Origin of the sequence: Shewanella vesiculosa (genome assembly GCF_009994065.1) — a bacterium.
Lineage (GTDB): Bacteria > Pseudomonadota > Gammaproteobacteria > Enterobacterales > Shewanellaceae > Shewanella > Shewanella vesiculosa.
In genome coordinates, this window is the sequence record NZ_JAACSD010000015.1 from 34,152 (window position 1) to 52,121 (window position 17,970).

General features: G+C 42.9%; 17 protein-coding genes and 1 pseudogene. 4 read left to right on the forward strand and 14 right to left on the reverse strand.

The window, feature by feature from the left end; translation table 11 throughout:
- Positions 1-48: 48 nt before the first annotated feature.
- From GW828_RS15655 to metA, 4 genes are all read right to left on the reverse strand, one after another.
- Positions 49-1,206 carry an acyl-CoA dehydrogenase family protein gene (locus GW828_RS15655; RefSeq protein WP_182698854.1) on the reverse strand — a complete coding sequence of 386 codons (1,158 nt, stop codon included), beginning with the start codon at positions 1,204-1,206 and terminating at the stop codon, positions 49-51.
- Positions 1,207-1,404: 198 nt separating this feature from the next.
- A complete protein-coding gene (locus tag GW828_RS15660) occupies positions 1,405-2,898 on the reverse strand; it encodes a CoA-acylating methylmalonate-semialdehyde dehydrogenase (RefSeq protein WP_182741029.1) in 1,494 nt (497 codons plus the stop codon).
- Positions 2,899-3,060: 162 nt separating this feature from the next.
- Entirely contained in the window at positions 3,061-4,254 is a 1,194-nt protein-coding gene (locus tag GW828_RS15665) for a thiolase family protein (RefSeq protein ID WP_124016216.1), read from the reverse strand.
- 460 nt (positions 4,255-4,714) lie between these two features.
- Complete coding sequence (gene metA / locus GW828_RS15670) at positions 4,715-5,659, reverse strand: homoserine O-acetyltransferase MetA (protein ID WP_182698857.1); 945 nt, start codon at positions 5,657-5,659, stop codon at positions 4,715-4,717.
- Positions 5,660-6,090: 431 nt separating this feature from the next.
- Between metA and GW828_RS15675 the strand changes: the two genes are divergently transcribed.
- Positions 6,091-6,843, forward strand: coding sequence for an SDR family NAD(P)-dependent oxidoreductase (locus tag GW828_RS15675; RefSeq protein WP_273058763.1), 753 nt, complete (start codon positions 6,091-6,093; stop codon positions 6,841-6,843).
- A 90-nt stretch (positions 6,844-6,933) separates the two neighbouring features.
- Here the strand turns inward: GW828_RS15675 and ompW are convergent, their stop codons facing one another.
- From ompW to phhA, 7 genes are all read right to left on the reverse strand, one after another.
- Complete coding sequence (ompW, locus tag GW828_RS15680) at positions 6,934-7,581, reverse strand: outer membrane protein OmpW (RefSeq protein WP_124016219.1); 648 nt, start codon at positions 7,579-7,581, stop codon at positions 6,934-6,936.
- Between the two features lie 230 nt (positions 7,582-7,811).
- Positions 7,812-8,492, reverse strand: a complete 681-nt coding sequence (locus GW828_RS15685) for a nucleotidyltransferase family protein (protein ID WP_273058766.1) — start codon at positions 8,490-8,492, stop codon at positions 7,812-7,814.
- A 10-nt stretch (positions 8,493-8,502) separates the two neighbouring features.
- Entirely contained in the window at positions 8,503-9,153 is a 651-nt protein-coding gene (maiA, locus tag GW828_RS15690) for a maleylacetoacetate isomerase (RefSeq protein WP_182721893.1), read from the reverse strand.
- 99 nt (positions 9,154-9,252) lie between these two features.
- A complete protein-coding gene (locus GW828_RS15695) occupies positions 9,253-10,239 on the reverse strand; it encodes a fumarylacetoacetate hydrolase family protein (protein WP_124016222.1) in 987 nt (328 codons plus the stop codon).
- 236 nt (positions 10,240-10,475) lie between these two features.
- The gene (gene tyrR, locus GW828_RS15700; protein ID WP_182698861.1) at positions 10,476-12,014 is read right to left on the reverse strand and encodes a transcriptional regulator TyrR; all 1,539 of its coding nucleotides are present in this window, start codon (positions 12,012-12,014) and stop codon (positions 10,476-10,478) included.
- Positions 12,015-12,175: 161 nt separating this feature from the next.
- The gene (locus GW828_RS15705) at positions 12,176-12,517 is read right to left on the reverse strand and encodes a 4a-hydroxytetrahydrobiopterin dehydratase (protein ID WP_124016224.1); all 342 of its coding nucleotides are present in this window, start codon (positions 12,515-12,517) and stop codon (positions 12,176-12,178) included.
- An 83-nt stretch (positions 12,518-12,600) separates the two neighbouring features.
- Positions 12,601-13,398, reverse strand: coding sequence for a phenylalanine 4-monooxygenase (gene phhA, locus GW828_RS15710; RefSeq protein WP_124016225.1), 798 nt, complete (start codon positions 13,396-13,398; stop codon positions 12,601-12,603).
- Positions 13,399-13,693: 295 nt separating this feature from the next.
- On the opposite strand from phhA, the gene galE reads away from it, so the two are divergent.
- The 3 genes from galE to GW828_RS15725 all read left to right on the forward strand — a co-directional run bounded on the left by galE (position 13,694) and on the right by GW828_RS15725 (position 15,947).
- The gene (galE, locus tag GW828_RS15715; RefSeq protein WP_182698863.1) at positions 13,694-14,716 is read left to right on the forward strand and encodes a UDP-glucose 4-epimerase GalE; all 1,023 of its coding nucleotides are present in this window, start codon (positions 13,694-13,696) and stop codon (positions 14,714-14,716) included.
- A gap of 273 nt (positions 14,717-14,989) precedes the next feature.
- Complete coding sequence (napF, locus tag GW828_RS15720; protein WP_273058769.1) at positions 14,990-15,475, forward strand: ferredoxin-type protein NapF; 486 nt, start codon at positions 14,990-14,992, stop codon at positions 15,473-15,475.
- Positions 15,476-15,587: 112 nt separating this feature from the next.
- Complete coding sequence (locus GW828_RS15725; RefSeq protein WP_124016228.1) at positions 15,588-15,947, forward strand: bactofilin family protein; 360 nt, start codon at positions 15,588-15,590, stop codon at positions 15,945-15,947.
- On the opposite strand, the pseudogene GW828_RS15730 reads toward GW828_RS15725, so the two are convergent.
- The 3 genes and pseudogenes from GW828_RS15730 to GW828_RS15740 all read right to left on the reverse strand — a co-directional run bounded on the left by GW828_RS15730 (position 15,944) and on the right by GW828_RS15740 (position 17,922).
- A pseudogene (locus GW828_RS15730) lies at positions 15,944-16,369 on the reverse strand (GFA family protein). The gene GW828_RS15725 and the pseudogene GW828_RS15730 sit on opposite strands and share 4 nt — an antisense overlap.
- Before the next feature lie 39 nt (positions 16,370-16,408).
- Complete coding sequence (locus tag GW828_RS15735; RefSeq protein ID WP_124016277.1) at positions 16,409-17,092, reverse strand: DUF2982 domain-containing protein; 684 nt, start codon at positions 17,090-17,092, stop codon at positions 16,409-16,411.
- A gap of 65 nt (positions 17,093-17,157) precedes the next feature.
- Positions 17,158-17,922, reverse strand: coding sequence for a YdcF family protein (locus GW828_RS15740; RefSeq protein ID WP_273058771.1), 765 nt, complete (start codon positions 17,920-17,922; stop codon positions 17,158-17,160).
- Positions 17,923-17,970: the final 48 nt, after the last annotated feature.

Genomic DNA, 17,970 nt, shown 5'->3' on the forward strand with positions numbered 1-17,970 from the left:
TCATTTATGGATCATTCAGTTGTGGATCAGTCAGCAGTGAGCCACCCGTTACAGGATAGGATGTGCATCGCTGGCTAACAAACGACGAGCAATGATTAACCGCATGATCTCGTTAGTGCCCTCTAAAATTTGGTGCACACGTACATCGCGGAAATGACGCTCTAATGGATATTCACGAATGTATCCGTAACCACCATGAATTTGCAGCGCACTGTCGCACACTTGAAAGCCCACATCGGTGGCAAAGCGTTTTGCCATGGCACAATATGCGCTGGCTTCAGGGTCTTGAGTGTCGAGTTTAAATGCCGCTAAACGCACCATTTGACGTGCAGCGACTAACTCTGTTGCCATATCCGCTAATTTGAACTGTAGTGCTTGAAAAGCCGCTAATGGCTTACCAAACTGTTTACGCTCATTCATATATTCGGTCGCGCGCGTTAAGGCCGCTTGTGCAGTGCCAATTGAACAGGTGGCGATATTAATTCGTCCGCCATCTAAACCTTTCATGGCAAAGGTAAAACCTTGGCCTTCTTCGCCAAGTAAGTTAACCGCTGGGACGCGCACATTTTCGAAGCTGATCATTCTCGTCGGTTGGGCGTTCCAGCCCATTTTATCTTCCGCTTTTCCGTAAGTAACGCCTGCGGCATCGGCCGGTACTGCAATGGCAGAAACCCCTTTAGGGCCAGCTTCACCGGTACGGCACATCACCACTAAAAGCTCAGTTTCACCCGCTCCAGAAATAAAGACTTTCGAACCTGTGATCACGTAATCGTCACCATCACGCACGGCTTTAGTTTGCAATGAAGCAGCGTCGCTGCCTGCTCCTGGCTCAGTTAAGCAATATGATGCCAATAACTGCCCTGTGGTTAAGCCTTCTGACCACTGTTGGCGTAAGGTTTCAGTGCCCCAGGTAGTGACCATCCAAGTGGCCATATTATGGATGGTTAGCATTGCTGTGGTTGTTGTGCAGCCATGGGCTAATTCTTCAAAAATAATTGAAGAATCTAACCGAGACAGGCCCATACCTCCTTCTGATTCTGGCGAGTAAAGTGAACAAAAACCCAGCTCACCGGCTTTTTGAATCACGTCTTTAGGAAAATGATGTTCTTCGTCCCATTTGGCGGCAAATGGCGCCAGCTCTTCTGCTGCGAATTGACGGGCTAAATCAGCAAACTGACGCTGATCTTCATTTAAATTAAAATCCATACTGGAGTCCTTATATTATCTTGGATGACTCTCGGGTCATTTGATATTTTGCCCACCTGCAGCTTGAGCTACTTAGTCATTAAATGGTGATGTTTGGGCTTGCGACATCACCATCCGATGGTGCGAGTCAAAATGGTCTTGTTGTATTAGCAGATAAAAATAACCGCGATAGGTTTTATCATACCGCGGCCAATGAGCTTATTTGAGGTCAATACTCATGTTAGGACCGCTAACCGCTTCTGCATCAAACCAGCGTGTGGTAATGGTTTTGGTTTCAGTGCAAAAACGTACAGCTTGCTTACCATATGCGTGTTGATCGCCATAGAAACTGCCTTTCCAACCTGTAAACGAGAAGAAAGGTAGTGGCACAGGAATAGGAACGTTAATCCCTACTTGGCCAACTTCTATTTCATGTTGATATTTACGCGCTGCGCCGCCTGATGCGGTAAAGATTGAGGTACCGTTACCATAAGGGCTGTTGTTAACCAGTTCGATAGCATCGTCTAAGTTATCCGCTTCCATACAACACAGTACTGGACCAAAAATCTCTTCTTTGTAAATGCTCATGTCGGTGGTGACATTGGTGAACATGGTTGGGCCAACCCAGTTACCAGACTCATAACCTGCAACAGTGAAATCGGTTCCATCGAGTAAGCAATCAGCACCTTCTGCTTTGCCTTGAGCAATCAGTTTTAGGACACGCTCTTTTGCCGCAGGGCTGATAACAGGGCCGTAAGCAGCATCTTTGTCATCCCATAAACCAGGACGAACCTTAGCTAACGCTTCTTTTAATTCAGGGATCCACTCTTTGGCTTTACCGACAAAAATGGCTACTGAAATGGCCATACAACGCTGACCCGCAGCGCCAACCGAGGCTCCGACCATGTTATTGATCACTTGTTGCTTGTTCGCATCAGGCATGATCACACAATGGTTTTTTGCCCCTGCAAACGCTTGTACCCGTTTGAGGTTATCAGTGCCGGTTTTATAAATGTATTGGCCCACACCCACAGACCCCACAAACGAAATCGCTTTAATGGCTGGGTCTCGTAGTAAAATATCAACCGCAGTTTTGTCACCATGGATAAGTTGTAACACGCCTTTTGGTGCGCCCGCTTCAACAAATAACTCCACTAAACGTTGTGGCGTCATGGGATCTTGTTCAGACGGTTTTAAAATAAAGGTATTACCGCAAGCAATTGATAACGGGAACATCCATAATGGGATCATCGCAGGGAAGTTAAACGGAGTAATACCGGCACACACACCTAATGGTTGCGTGTAGCTATACGTATCGATATTACGAGCAACGTTTTCTACCGTTTCACCCATCATTAACGACGCAACACCACAAGCATGTTCAGCAACTTCAATCCCGCGCCATACATCACCTTTAGCATCTTCAAAGGTTTTACCGGTTTCTTGCGCTAAAATTGTCGCTAATTCGTCATGATGCTCTTTGAGCAAATGTTGGTAACGCAACATAACCCGAGCACGTTCAGACACGGGAACTTCTTTCCAAGTTTTAAACGCTTCTTTAGCACTGTGAATAGCCAGCTCGACTTCGGCGGTAGTCGCGCAGTTTATTTTTGCGATAACGCTGTTGTTAGCAGGGTTAGTCACATCAATATTGCGATCGCCGCTACCAAAGGTGAATTCGCCATCAATATAATGCTTAACTTGTGTAGTCATGTGGTTTTCCTCGATCCTTGAACATCTATGAGTGAGTAACATCACTCGTATTGAGTTATTGCACAGGTAATGCCGTTTATTATGTTTGTCAGTCTCACTCATTGAGTGGCTGGATGTACATTTACCTGCGCAGTGGTCTTATTGAACTTAGCGAGTGTGGCTTTATTCCACTTCTATCGCCATCGCGGTGGCTTCACCACCACCAATACATAGTGATGCCACGCCGCGCTTAAGACCACGGGCTTTTAAGGCATAAATCAATGTCACTAATAAACGAGCGCCAGAACAACCAATTGGATGACCTAATGCACAAGCACCGCCGTTAACATTGACTTTGCTGTTATCTAAACCAAGTTCAGACACAGCAAGCATGGTTACCATGGCAAATGCTTCGTTAATTTCATATAAATCAACGTCATCTTTACTCCACTGCACTTTTTCGAACAGTTTTTGCATCGCGCCAACGGGAGCTGTGGTAAACATTGATGGTTCTTGCGAGTGAGTCGTATGGCCTTTAATGGTCGCCATAACGGTTAGACCTAACTGAGTGGCTTTCTCACGGGTCATTAACATCAGTGCCGCAGCGCCATCTGATATTGAACTTGAATTAGCCGCAGTAATGGTGCCGTCTTTAGTAAAAGCAGGACGTAAGCTGGGGATTTTTTCAGGACGAGCGTTTCCAGGCTGTTCATCGATATCAACACTGATATCACCACCGCGAGCACTTACGGTGACAGATACCACTTCATCTTTAAACGCTCCCGACTGAATCGCTGCATTGGCTTTTTCCAGTGATGACAATGCGAAAGCATCCATTTGTTCACGGGTTAAACCAAAATCGTCGGCCGTTTTTTGTGCAAACGTGCCCATAGCGCCACCAGTGTAGGCATCTTCAAGGCCATCTAAAAACATATGGTCCATTACTTTACCGTGCCCCATACGCATTCCGCTTCGAGCTTTGTCGAGTAAATATGGCGCTCTGCTCATGTTTTCCATGCCGCCAGCTACGACCACTTGGCTGCTGCCGGCTTTAATTAAATCGTGAGCTAACATGACGGTTTTCATACCTGAACCACAGACTTTATTCACTGTTGTGGCACCAACACTTAGAGGTAAACCGGCACCTAATGTGGCTTGACGAGCTGGTGCTTGGCCAAGACCTGCAGGCAACACACAGCCCATTAGCACTTCATCTACGCTATCGGCACTGATCCCCGTTTGGGCTAAAAGGCCTTTAATCGCCGTGGCCGCTAACACTGGCGACGCGACCTCAGACAATGCACCTTGAAACCCACCCATTGGTGTACGCTTCGCGGCAACAATAACGATATCTTGACCTGTTTGCTCTGTACTCATAACCACTCCAATTCACTGCGCTTTAAAAATTATTGAAAATAATATCACACCACTTTGACGTTGACGCTAACGTAAAGCAAGTAAAAAATGGTCTAAAAGGTGATGTTAATCTCATGGCGTTGTCATCGAAGATTTACACTGGATAAAAAAACACTAAAAATGGTAGCTAACTAACTGTTTATAAATTAGTTATTATCAGGAGGTCTTACTGTGGAAAATTGGATTACACTTTAGTCTATGAAGTGGCCCCAGCATGAACAATTGTGCTATGAATGCTAATAATTGACGACAAATTTTAGTGATTAATCGCGTTTTAGCGGCTGATAGCAATACATCAGAATAGTGACATTCAGGAGAGTAGATAAACAAAAAAGGCTATTTCACGTTATCGCGTAATAGCCTTAATAAAAGTCACCTCAACGCAACAAAATAAACGCCTATAAAATTGAATAATAAGTGATTATTTTTTACTTTCCCATGGCGTTTTGGCGTTCATGTCGGACAGATCATAAGGCGTTAACTGATAGACATAATAATTAAGCCAATTGCTGATCAATAAACTGCCATGACTATGCCAACGCACGATAGGATCTTGGTTTGGATCGTCTTGACGATAATAATTTTGTGGAATATCAGGATTAAGATCTAGGCCTTTATCGCGCACATACTCGTCATTCAAGGTATCTTTTTGATACTCAGGATGACCCATAACAAACACATTTCGATTATCGCGACTGAGAACAATATAGGCTCCAGCGTCATCAGACTCTGCCAACACGTCTAAATCAGGATGTTGGCGAACTTGTTCAATATCCATTTCGGCGAAGCGAGAATGTGGCGCAAAAAATTCATCATCAAAACCCCTCAATAATGGATGTGGATCGCTGGTGCGACGATGATTAAACACCCCCGAACGTTTAGTGGCCAATAACTTACGTTCTAAATTGTAAAGATGATAGAAACCCGCATGAGCAGCCCAGCACAGAAATAATACTGATGTCACATGTTGCTGAGACCAATCAATGATCTCGCGAATATGGTCCCAATAGACCACATCTTTAAAGTCAATTTGGCCTAAAGGCGCGCCAGTAATAATCAAGCCATCGTAATTGTTGTGCTTGATCTCTTCAAAATCACGATAAAAAGTATTCATGTGATCCACAGAAGTGTGCTTTGACTCTTTATCATGGATGCGTAATAAATCAACCCCGACTTGTAATGGCGTATTACCCAATAAGCGCAATAGCTGGGTTTCAGTTTCAATTTTATTGGGCATTAAATTCAAGATTAATACCCGCATTGGACGAATGTCCTGATTAGCCGCACGGGTTTCAGACATCACAAAGATATTTTCTGACTCTAAAATACCTGCTGCTGGCAGGTTATCTGGAATTCTAACCGGCATACTGATTACCTTTTGTGTGAAGAAAATAAATTATCTTGTGTATTTAGCCATAATGATGAATTTGTCATATCGACCATATCGCACTATCACTGCCACAGATAGAGCATGCCGAGGTGATAAGCGTATTTAGCCGTGGGTGAGTCACCGCTTAAGATCACAAAATCACCATAAATATTCGCCTAAAATAACACCTAGATATTCTCAGGACTGTCAGCACATTATCATTGAAAATAATGTCTTACTTAGCGCTAAGGCGATGGATACGCTTTGACAGCCCATTATTGTCATCTAACTGACCACTCATTGTTAGTCGCTTTCATCATACACAAGGATGTCTAGAAGTCTACACGTCTTTAGTTGAAATATTTTCTCGCTTGTTATCAATAGCCGATATTCCTATTATAAGACACCACATTACGATGATGCTGACTATGTTAACAACCACGCCTACCGCAACGGCAATGATTATTGGGGCGACTTCGCAATTAAGCCAAGCGCTTGCACGACAGTTATCGGAACAAAATGTATCCCTAGTGCTTTTTGTGCCAGATCCTGATGTATTAACCGATTTTTGTCGAACCTTACCAGGGGAAGTGAGCGTTTACCCGTTAAGTATTTTTGAGCCTGAAACCTTAATTAAGCAACTCACTTCTGCATGGGAGCTGCACAATGGTGCTCATCTAGTGATCGTCAATACGGGTGTGAATCATTACGACGCGGCACTACCTTGGCCGATTGAACAAGATATTGTTGATATCAATGTCAGAGGATTTGCCGCCATCAGTAACTGTGTGTTTAAGTTGATGTGTCAACAAGGTTATGGACAACTGGCGGCAATTAACTCAATAGCGGGCCAACGTGGTGGTCCAAATGTGGCTTATCATGCCTCTAAAGCGTTTGCCGCTAATTATCTGCAAGGTTTGTGCATGCATGCACAACGATTAAAATTACCTATTACGATTAGTGATATCCAGCTTGGCTTATATGATAAAGCGATGTTTCTCAATACGCGCTTTTTATTGTCGCCGATAGACAAGGTCGCCAAACAAATATTAACCGCCCTTAAAAAAGGTAAACGCCGAGTGTATGTCACTAAACGCTGGCGCTTTGTGGCGTGGATTAATCGCTTATTACCTGAATATATTTACAACACCCGCCATTGGAAACCGCGTAAAAAATCTTAATAAACAACACCAACAAAAACAGGAACCCTTAGGTTCCTGTTTCGTTATCACTGCCATTATCGCAGAGGTATTCTAAGTAACTTGAACGACTTAAAACGTATAACCCACGCTGACCATGTAAACCCAAGGGTCAATATCGGTATCAACCACAACATGATCGGCACCCATATCAAAGCTCACATCAGTAGAAATTTGTGCATACCAAACTGACGCGTTAACTAACCATTTTTTGTCAATTTGATAATCAAGACCAACTTGAGCCGCAAGTCCCCAAGAATTCGATAAGCTTAAATTTTCTAAGCCAAGATCTTTCGCATCTTGAGTAAATTCATTGTCATAGAAATTAGTAAAGTTAACGCCTAAACCCACATATGGACGTAAAGCTGACTGTGAATCACCAAAGTAGTATTGTGCTACTAGTGTTGGCGGTAACTGCTTTGAGTCTGCAATTTTACCTAATGCGCCCAGTGAAACATCGTGGCTAAAAGGCGATGCCGCAAGTAATTCAATACCGACATTATCAGTTAACATATAACCAAAGTTTAGCCCTAGCTGAACATCATTATCAACACTAAATTCAGCAACATTTGCCACTACTGGGCTTGACTCATTTGGAGCAACCATCGCCACACCGGCACGGACAATAATATCTCCAGCTTGATGGGCCGCAGCACTAAATGACAGGCCGGCAGATAATAAAGACACGGCAACTAAACTTAGGGTAATTTTCTTATTCATTTTTAACACTCCTTGGCAATGACAACTAGATGCAGTTGAGTGCATCCTCAACATTTGCCAACAACCTACATAAGTAATCTATGAGTAACATTGACATAGATCAACAAAAGCATAATACCCCTTTAGAGATAACAACTTAATTGAGTTAGCTTGATTTAGATCACATATCAAACTGAGTAAATCAGACTGTTAAGCGCATATTGAGAAAATATGAGAGGTCACAAAGAGCATTATTTAGAGCTTAGAAATGGCTCAGTAATCATGGTTAATTTAGGGTACTGGAGTAGCCATTTCTTTTGAATGACTCTAGATTTAAACACACTGATGTCGCGTTTAGGATTAGCATGTAAACTCAGAGAAAAAAGACAGGCTAATCCAAAAACAGCGTCCACTTTAATCTCGTAGTCATGGGCCAATACTGTTGCAGAATTAGAGCCTGTAAAAGGCATTTTTTGATTAATATGGGCAGCGACAGCAGGACTGGTATTAACTAACTTAACCCCGACTGCTGTCTGTTTTTCAGGCCAATAAGACATGGCGTCAAGACATGATAAATAAGCAGGATCGTTATTTCTGAGATGCATTCTGGCTTGATTTTTCACTGACCATGGCAAATCGGCTTGCAGCCTTAGTTTGGCTTCAATCGAGCGATCACGCTCTACAGATACATCACTATCACACCAGTAAATCACGTCGATATCATTTAATGCTTGTGACCTAATATGATGTAATTTATCCCATACCAAATTACGTACAAAGCCGGCAGCAATATACCAATCGCCAATATTGAAGTGATTTAACACTTCACAGCATACTTGCAAGGCATTTAGACGCTGAGCATCTTGTTGCAACCATGTCGATAACTGCGCCTGTAACGCATCAGCCCCTAGTCGTTGCAACTCATTACTCACACAGGGTTCTTTAGCTGGCGTCATGCTGCTGCTCTGGTGCAGCGTCAGCAAATGCACTTAATTGCTGGCACTCATGCCAAATCCTGACAATATTGGGGTACGCGGCCAGCTCTAAGTTAAAGCGTTTGGCATTATACACTTGGGGGATCAAACAAATATCAGCCAGCGAAGGCGTATCCCCAAAACAGAAGCGTCCAGAATATTGGCCTAGTTGCACTTCCAGCGCAGCAAAACCAACATGGATCCAATGATGATACCAACGCATTTTATCGGCTTCAGACACGCCCATTTCGTTGACTAAATATTGTAATACTCGCAAATTGTCTAAAGGGTGAATTTCACACGCAATGGCCTGAGCCATACTACGTACAATGGCACGATCTTCAATATTGCTTGGCAGTAGACGATGATCTGGATACTTATCTTCAAGATACTCAATAATGGCCAGTGATTGCGACAATGTCAGCTCACCCTGCTCGCCGCTATCAACAAAGGCTGGCACTAAATGCTGTGGATTTAATTGATGAAAACTAGCACTGTGTTGCTCACCGCCATTATTAACTAAATGCACCGAAATATGTTCTGCGGATAACTGCTTTAAGTTTAATGCTATACGAACCCGATAAGCCGCACTTGAGCGCCAATAACCATAGAGCTTCATGTCAATTTCCTTATTTTTATTTTATTTTGCCTAACAAAAAGGCAATAACGACTGAACGCTATTGCCTTAATTATGTCGGTTTACATTACCCTAATAATCTTAGGCTTTGTACTCAACCACTTTTTGATCGATAGAACCAAAAATACTCACACCATTTTCATCAAACATTTCGATACGTACCGTATCGCCAAAGTGCATAAAAGGTGTTGAGGCTTTACCATCAGCGATAATTTCAAGCATGCGCTTTTCAGCCAAACAGCTTGAGCCAGCACTGCGGTCATAGTTTGAAATGGTGCCAGAACCAATAATCGCACCGCTGCCTAATGGGCGTGTTTTAGCCACATGTGATACTAACTGACTAAAGTTAAAAGTCATGTCCACACCCGCATTAGGACGCCCAAACAACTCACCATTTAAATGTGTTACTAGGGGTAAATGCACCTTGCTGTCTTGCCACTTATCACCTAATTCATCAGGGGTAATAGCAATGGGTGAAAACGCACTTGATGGCTTTGATTGGAAAAAGCCAAAGCCTTTGCCTAACTCGCCAGGGATTAAATTACGCAGTGATACATCGTTAACCAACATCAATAGTTTGATGTGCTTAGCGGCATCTTCGCTGCTAACACCCATGGCGACATCATCAGTGATAATGGCAATTTCAGATTCAAAATCAATACCAAATTCTTCACTGGCCATTTCGATATCAGCTTTAGGCGCAATAAAACTGTCTGAGCCACCTTGATACACCAGAGGGTCGGTCCAAAAAGATGCCGGCATTTCAGCGCCACGCGCTTTGCGAACCAATTCAACGTGATTGACATAAGCACTGCCATCGGCCCATTGATAAGCTCGTGGTAAAGGTGATAAGCAACGGCTTTCGTCAAAATCTGCCGCATTATCCATATGCCCAGCGTTTAACGCTTCATATAACTCATTCAATTGTGGGTAAAGCAGATCCCAAGCATCTAATAATTGCTGCATAGTATGTGCAATAGCAGGTACGGCGACGGTTTTGCTCAAATCTTTACTGACTAACATCAATTGGCCGTCGCGACGTCCGTTGTGATAACTTGCAAGTTTCATTATTGCTCCTAAATACTGGGTGAGCGCAGCGGATTATCCACACTACACGCTCAATTTGACGATACAAATAACCGATCACGGCAGAAAAACCTATAGCGTGAGCTCAATCACATTTTGTTGGTGCTCACGGCTATTTGTAAATTATTCGTTACATTAATAAAAACGCACCGCAAATACTGATTTACAGCGTTTATGTGACTAAAATGCCAGCAAAATACTGGCATTAAATCGTTACATCACTTTTTCTTACTAATATTATAATCGCGTAATTTATTAGCAATTGCGGTATGTGACACCCCAAGTTTCTTCGCCAACTGTCGTGTACTTGGGTACGCAGGATACAATCGACGCAATAAACCCGCTTCGTATTCTTTCATGGCTTCATCCAAGGTGCCTTCAAACTCTTCATCGAAGTAACCAAAACCTTCGGCATAGGATGGTAATTTGAGTTGTTCAACGGTCAGCTCTGTCGAACCATCCCACATGGATACCGCCCTAAAAATAGCATTTTTCAATTGACGCACATTACCTGGCCACGCATAGGTAAACAGATAGTCGCGGCAAGTTGCCGAGATCCGTCTTAATGGACTCGATAACTGCTGACTATAATGTTCTAAGAACATTTCGGTTAATGGCAGCACATCGACTCGGCGCTCACGCAGGGATGGCATGTGGTAACTTAATACATGAATACGGTAATATAAATCTTCTCTAAACTCACCCGCTTGGCAGAGCTCAGCTAAATGTTTTTGGGTTGAGCAAATAATACGCACATCTGCGCGAACTTCTTCATCACCACCAATGCGCCTAAAGGTACCATCTTGTAGTAAACGCAGTAATTTAACTTGCGCCGCTTTGGACATTTCGGCAATTTCATCCAGAAAAACTGTCCCGCCTTTGGCTTCTTCAAATAACCCGCGTTTTACAACTGTGCCATTGCTGACAAAACCAAATAATTCTTCTTCTGCGACGCTGTCTGGCAGTGCAGCACAATTAATCGCAATAAACGGATGCTCGCGGCGCATACTGGCATCATGACTAGCACGCGCCATGAGCTCTTTACCCGTCCCCGTTTCACCGGTTATCAGCAAAGGCGCATCGAGCTGTGCCATGCGCTTAGCTTGCTTGAGTATGTCTTTCATTTTATCGCTAACCGCTAATACGTTATCAAAACCTGTGGTTTGATTTTGCAGCGCGTTAAATTGTTTACCGACTCTAGCAGGTGATTTGAGCGAAATAACGGCACCCGCTAAAATGGTTTTGTCATCATCGTCAGGTAAATAAATGGGTAGCATTTCGGCCAAATACTCGTTCGAGTTAATTTGCACTCGAGTAGCTTGAGCCAATACAGGTATTTCACTCATCCAACGGGCAAAGTTAAACCCCTGAACCCAATGGTTAAGTGACTCCCCTACCACTTCATGTTCAGCCATACCGAGCGTCAACAAGGCCGATTCATTAGCGATGCGCACTCGCCCTTTAGCGTCAGTTGAAAACACTGAGTCGGGTAAGGTTTTAAGTAAGGTTTTAAGGGCATAATGCTCTTGTTCTGACGGCATAAAAGACACAGTACGGACGTCATGAACACTTTCAACCTTACGAATTTGCGGCATTAACTCTCGTAATGTTTCAAAACTGATCTCAGCAAATTGCAGGAATAAGAACCCCTTATTACTGGCATCAATTGCGATTAAGTTAATTCCATGTTTTTCGAGCACGACGAGGATGTCTTTCGCTAAACCCACGCGATCAATACAGCTGACTTCCAAACGCATAATGTAACGATTCCCTATTTATTGAAGTTTTATTGCGGAAATTTGGCATAACGTTAGAGGGATATTGCTTCGGTGGCAAGTGAAGTTTACAGTAGAATTGTAACAGAGCGATTATTTCAGCACATTACGTTAACGTAATGTGCTGAAATCGATGACGATAATTACGCGTCTAACAACTGGTCTGTCTTGGCAGCCATGATAAAATCGTTTTTGTGTAAACCTTTAATTGAGTGTGACCACCAAGTGACCGTGACCTTGCCCCATTCGGTTAATATTCCAGGATGATGACCTTCAGATTCGGCTAAATCAGCTAACTTATTGGTAAACACCATGGCCAGCTTAAAGTTTTTAAATTTATAAACCCGCTCAAGCTGCATAATACCGTCACGAACTTCAACGCCCCAATCGGGGATCATACCGACAAGTTCAGCCAACTCAGCATCACTCACTTTCGGGGCATCGGCTTGGCATGCTTCACACTTCATCTCGGTTAATGCGTTCATTTTTACTCCTAGGCTTAATTATAATAATGTCTAACTTGCATACTGATGAGAAAACAACCCTCTATTCAGTAGCAGTAAATCGATTAAATTGCTTTGGTTTTAGGGGCGAACTTAGGCTCAAACATGCCTAATTGGCGGGCCTTGGTTACCATACTCATAATGTCCATACGGGCAATTTCATCTAAATAATCAATATGGTTAATCACGTAATAGATAGGCTGCATAATATCGATACGATAAGGAGTACGCAGTACATCAAGTAAGTCAAAAGGTTTGCGTTCTGGCTCATCACTTAACGAATAAAGCGTTTCACCAGGAGAGCTCAAAATACCACCACCGTAAATGGCTAATGGCTCATTTTTCGCTTGTACCAAACCAAATTCAATAGTGAACCAATATAGCCGCGCAAGAAACACTCGCTCTTCTTTGGATGCCGCAAGTCCTAACTGGCCATACATATGCGAAAAATGTGCAAATGATGGATTAGTCAACAATGGACAATGACCAAATATTTCATGAAATATATCAGGCTCTTGCAGGTAATCAAACTCTTCTTTGCTACGTATAAACGTCGCTACTGGAAACTCTTTATTGGCCAGTAACTCAAAAAAACGCCCAAATGAAATTAATGCTGGTACCGCTGCGGTTTTCCAACCCGTAGCATCTAATAACACTTTATCGATTTCGGGTAACTGCGGAATACGGTCACTCGACATGCCTAAGGCATCGAGTCCTTGCAGATAAGCATTACAAGCTTTCCCCGGCATATTCGTCACTTGGCGCTGATACAATTGTTGCCATAATTGATTCTCATGCTCAGAATAATCAATGTAACCCTGGGCATCAGGTTGATGGGCAATATACTTTGTTGCTGTACTCATAAGTTCCACTTTACGTCAACTTCACTCCCTACATAGTGTGCTAACGTTGACGTTTTGTTAACTCCCTCACAGTTTATTTCATGCGGTTATGTTGCTTTAATCGTAAACAAATAAATACAAACGAGCTGTAAGCCCCATGAGTAGGCTCAGGTTTTATCACCATAAATGAACACATTACAGCAAGACTTAACCCAAGTTAATTTAGCGCGCCATCGATAATTTAACTGACGATAGAGCTGGGATAATTTACAATATCATTCACACATGATTCATTAATTCATAGGATGATTTATTTATGGCAATTTTAGTAACCGGTGGCGCCGGCTATATTGGTACCCACACAGTCGTTGAGCTATTAAATGCCGGACAGGAAGTGATCATTGTTGATAATTTATCAAATTCAAGTGTTGAAGCCCTAGCCCGTGTTCATACTATTACTGGTAAGGATGTCACTTTTTATCAAGGCGATATTTTAAATAAGGCTTTGCTACAAAAAGTATTTGTAGACCATAGCATTGAGTCTGTTATTCATTTTGCAGGCTTAAAAGCCGTCGGTGAGTCAGTCGCCGAACCATTAAAGTATTATGAAAACAACGTGACTGGCACGATTATTTTATGCCAAGTTATGGCCGAAAATAACGTTAAAAACTTAGTCTTTAGTTCATCCGCCACGGTTTATGGCGATCCAGCGAGTCTGCCCATTAAAGAAGATTTCCCAACGGGCGCGACCAATCCATATGGTCAGTCAAAATTGATGGTTGAATATATTTTAGCCGACTTGTACAACTCAGATAACAGCTGGAATATTGCTCGACTACGTTACTTCAATCCTGTTGGAGCTCACGAAAGTGGCTTAATTGGTGAAGATCCTAACGACATTCCGAATAACTTGATGCCGTTTATTGCCCAAGTTGCTGTCGGTAAACGCGAAAAATTAAGCGTGTTTGGCGATGATTACGACACACCAGATGGCACAGGTGTTCGCGATTATATTCACGTTGTTGATTTAGCTGTGGGTCACTTACAAGCGCTTAAAAAGCTGCAAACAAAACCTGGATTGGTGACTTATAATCTCGGCACGGGTATCGGTTACAGTGTGTTAGACATGGTCAAAGCATTTGAAACAGCTTGTGGTAAAACCATTGCTTATCAAATCAGTCCACGCCGTCCTGGTGACATTGCCGCTTGTTATGCCGATCCGAGTTTTGCAGCAACAGAACTTAACTGGCGTGCGACTCATACCGTTGAAGATATGGCCAATAGCAGTTGGAAATGGCAATCACATAACCCTGATGGTTATAAAATGCCTAGCGCTTAACAATTTTTAGCTGCAGCGAATGCTAATATCAGGGTGTGTTAATCTTTCAAAGTAAATTTTGCGGCTGTGTGGTGATGTTATACTAGGCGGAGCTAATTCATGTAGCGACTTAACATGAATTAGCGATAACCCAGTAGAAACAAGCCACAATCCGCCCAAAACTTGCGATTAAACGCCCTTGTTAGCACAGGTTTTAGCTCGAAGCAATTTTCAGCCTGATAGAGCGACAACCCCTAGCGCCAGCTAATGCGTTTACGTCCAATTAGGATAGCCATGAGCCAAAGTATTAATCAAAGTCGGCGTAATCTATTTAGTCGCAGAAAATCCAATGTCACCCGCCCGCCATGGAGCAAAACAGATCAAGAATTTACTGACAATTGCACCCGCTGTGACAAGTGTATTACCGCCTGCGAAACCCAAATAATTAAACGCGGTGAAGGTGGGTTTCCTGAAATAGATTTTAATCTTGGTGAATGTACTTTTTGCCATCTTTGCGTTGATGTGTGCCCAGAGCCGGTGTTCGATCTCGCCCAGTCCTTACCCTGGTCAATTCGCGCCAGCATAAAAGACAGCTGCTTAACCTATGAAGGTGTTTGGTGCCAGAGTTGTAAAGATGCCTGCGATCCACGCGCAATTAGCTTTATCATGGCAGTAGGACAAGTGCCTAAACCCTTGATAGATACTGATGCCTGTACGGGTTGTGGTGCTTGTGTATCTCCCTGCCCTTCTAATGCCATACAGATTGGCAAACCGAGCTAATTTATCAAATACGGTATGTTAATCAGTTAGCAATATAGCGAGCGATTTTGGTGTTATTTATTTGCCTTTAACGCTATATTATCAGCCAAAATATAGCCATAAGAGCACTGAGATGTTTGGTCAAAAACAAGCTGCAAATCCGCTGAGTTTTATCGCCCCAGAATGTCACTTAACCGGCAAACTTATTTTCAGCGGTGATGTACTCATTGCAGGGCATATCAACGGCGATATTAAAGCACAAGGCAATGTGACGATTGAACCCAATGGCACAGTTGATGGTGATATTTTGTGCCGAAACTTAATGATTGCAGGCCAACTAACAGGTAAGGCACACTGTAAAAAAATGACCCTGCATGAGCAAGGTATTTTTGAAGGGGATGCGTATTGTGAAAACATCGAAATTTTAGACGGTGGCCAGTTTTTAGGTTATCGCCACGTAGAACCATTGACTCTGATTTCATCAAAAAGCTAATTTGAGCTTTTTGTCAGCGTTTTTCCTGCCTTATAACGCGGACAATTGTCATCGATATTTAACCAGCTAACCTGCTCATCAGTGTGTATATGGTAAGTTGGCTGCACTTTTTGTGGTAGATCAAGCGATGCAATCGATAATGTTATGTACTACGGATAATCCAGATGTCGGTAAGTCAGTGAGCAACCACAGTGTTGACAAAAAACCCGACGAATATCCTTTGATGAAGCAAACTCTGTGACTTGCCCTTGTAGCCATTCAACTTGTTCATAACAAAAATCCATCCAGCTCATCATCACCGCACCGGCACTTTTTCGACATTGACTGCAGTGGCAGTGATCGGCATCAAATGGCAAACCATTAACTTGATAACGGATGGCGCCACATAAACACCCTCCTTGTAATAGCTCAAGCTGTGCCATGTTAGCTCCTAGAAGATCACCACATCCTTTAATAATGGCTTATTCATCACTATTGATTAGTGCTTGTCGCTGCCATTGACGCAACAAAGCGACAAACTCTTTGGGCTCTCGATCTAAACTGTCAATGGATAGGTACACATGATAACCAAGCTGCTCATTCAAGGTTTGGCAACGATGACCGAACATCGCCAGAACACCACGATAACGTTCACCGTTAACCACTAGCGGGGTAAATTCTGCACCTAAGTAACCTTCTAAACTTTGTAAGTCCTCATCTTGTGTGGCTGCGGTCATCAAAAGTGGCCGCTGTTCGGTTAGTAATCCGGTAGCCAAACGCGGTGAAATACAATCTAATATGGGATTAATCTTTTTAAGTTTGACGCCAATATAAGGCAGTTCAATCATCTCCATATTTTGATTTACCCGCACGCTATCAAGCCGCTGAATATTATGCCATTCAATAAATACCTGACCACGACGATGAAAAAATACCACTCCTGTAGGCATTAGTTTGAAGCTGACCGCTGGCTGATACACTTTAGCGACACCTAACACCAGTGCGACTGAGCCTAAGGCAAAACACAACATACCAGGCACAAAAAAGCCTTTAAGCCCAATAAAAATAATCAAGCTAGTCACTAAACTTAACGCGCCAACAACTGTAAGCGTGATGCCATTTCGCTTAGCATAAGGACTAATTAACATGTGCTCATCACTCACAATAGTGTCCTTGGAATTGATTGATAAATTATTCAAAATACTGCTACCCAACTATTTAGTAAACAACGCTAGTGATTATTCACTAATAGATCTTTAACCCACAACCATAATATACCGACATACTCATGAATGGCTCGCTGTGAATCTAACAAATTATCCGCATTTAAACGCCACCAATCGCTACTATTAGCAATAAAGTCAGTTGGCGCCGCTTGGGGTTGCATCCCTAAAGCGTTAAATATGCGCATAGACCTTGGCATATGTGTTGCCGACGTCACCAATCTAAAAGGCTGAGTGCCCAAAAATTGCTTAAGTGTATTGGCTTCTTCAATGGTGTCTTTAGGTTGATTGAAGACCGTAATACTCTTTTTGGGGATGCCTAATTCTTGGGCCGCTTGAGCCATAATAGTGGCATGAGCAGTTGGCTGATTACCGCCGCTCCAACCACTGACCACTAAGGTGCAATGTTGGCCAAGGCTAAACTGACGCACACCTTCAGTTAATCGAGCCAGTGCTGTAGATGATAATTGCTGCACTGCGGTATGACCTTGCTGCTCACGGTTACCCGATCCCAATACCATCACAACACAAGCCCCTGTTATTGGCTGATGGTTAACGTGATACTGCGACTCTAACGAATCCGCTAAATAATAGCTTACTTGCGCTTGGCTGGTTAATACCAGTAGCGCTATCGCAGCCACCAAGGCAATACGCCCAAATTGCAGCAACCGTGTTCTTTTTGTGCGCCATAACACGGCTGCTATAACTAATAGCATAATGCTAAGCGGAATGGGCATGACTAATTGCGATAAGATTTTTTTAAGCCAAAACATCGGTATATCACTTGAACAATGAAAACTGTCGCTAGTTTATCGTTATAA

Bases quoted from the DNA above. Each gene is read 5' to 3' on its own strand.
- ompW (WP_124016219.1), bottom strand. From the start codon at position 7,581: ATGAATAAGAAAATTACCCTAAGTTTAGTTGCCGTGTCTTTATTATCT.
- GW828_RS15695 (WP_124016222.1), bottom strand. From the start codon at position 10,239: ATGAAACTTGCAAGTTATCACAACGGACGTCGCGACGGCCAATTGATG.
- metA (WP_182698857.1), bottom strand. From the start codon at position 5,659: ATGCCGGTTAGAATTCCAGATAACCTGCCAGCAGCAGGTATTTTAGAG.
- maiA (WP_182721893.1), bottom strand. From the start codon at position 9,153: ATGAAGCTCTATGGTTATTGGCGCTCAAGTGCGGCTTATCGGGTTCGT.
- GW828_RS15740 (WP_273058771.1), bottom strand. From the start codon at position 17,922: ATGTTTTGGCTTAAAAAAATCTTATCGCAATTAGTCATGCCCATTCCG.
- GW828_RS15665 (WP_124016216.1), bottom strand. From the start codon at position 4,254: ATGAGTACAGAGCAAACAGGTCAAGATATCGTTATTGTTGCCGCGAAG.
- tyrR (WP_182698861.1), bottom strand. From the start codon at position 12,014: ATGCGTTTGGAAGTCAGCTGTATTGATCGCGTGGGTTTAGCGAAAGAC.
- GW828_RS15705 (WP_124016224.1), bottom strand. From the start codon at position 12,517: ATGAACGCATTAACCGAGATGAAGTGTGAAGCATGCCAAGCCGATGCC.
- galE (WP_182698863.1), top strand. From the start codon at position 13,694: ATGGCAATTTTAGTAACCGGTGGCGCCGGCTATATTGGTACCCACACA.
- phhA (WP_124016225.1), bottom strand. From the start codon at position 13,398: ATGAGTACAGCAACAAAGTATATTGCCCATCAACCTGATGCCCAGGGT.
- napF (WP_273058769.1), top strand. From the start codon at position 14,990: ATGAGCCAAAGTATTAATCAAAGTCGGCGTAATCTATTTAGTCGCAGA.
- GW828_RS15655 (WP_182698854.1), bottom strand. From the start codon at position 1,206: ATGGATTTTAATTTAAATGAAGATCAGCGTCAGTTTGCTGATTTAGCC.
- GW828_RS15725 (WP_124016228.1), top strand. From the start codon at position 15,588: ATGTTTGGTCAAAAACAAGCTGCAAATCCGCTGAGTTTTATCGCCCCA.
- GW828_RS15660 (WP_182741029.1), bottom strand. From the start codon at position 2,898: ATGACTACACAAGTTAAGCATTATATTGATGGCGAATTCACCTTTGGT.
- GW828_RS15675 (WP_273058763.1), top strand. From the start codon at position 6,091: ATGTTAACAACCACGCCTACCGCAACGGCAATGATTATTGGGGCGACT.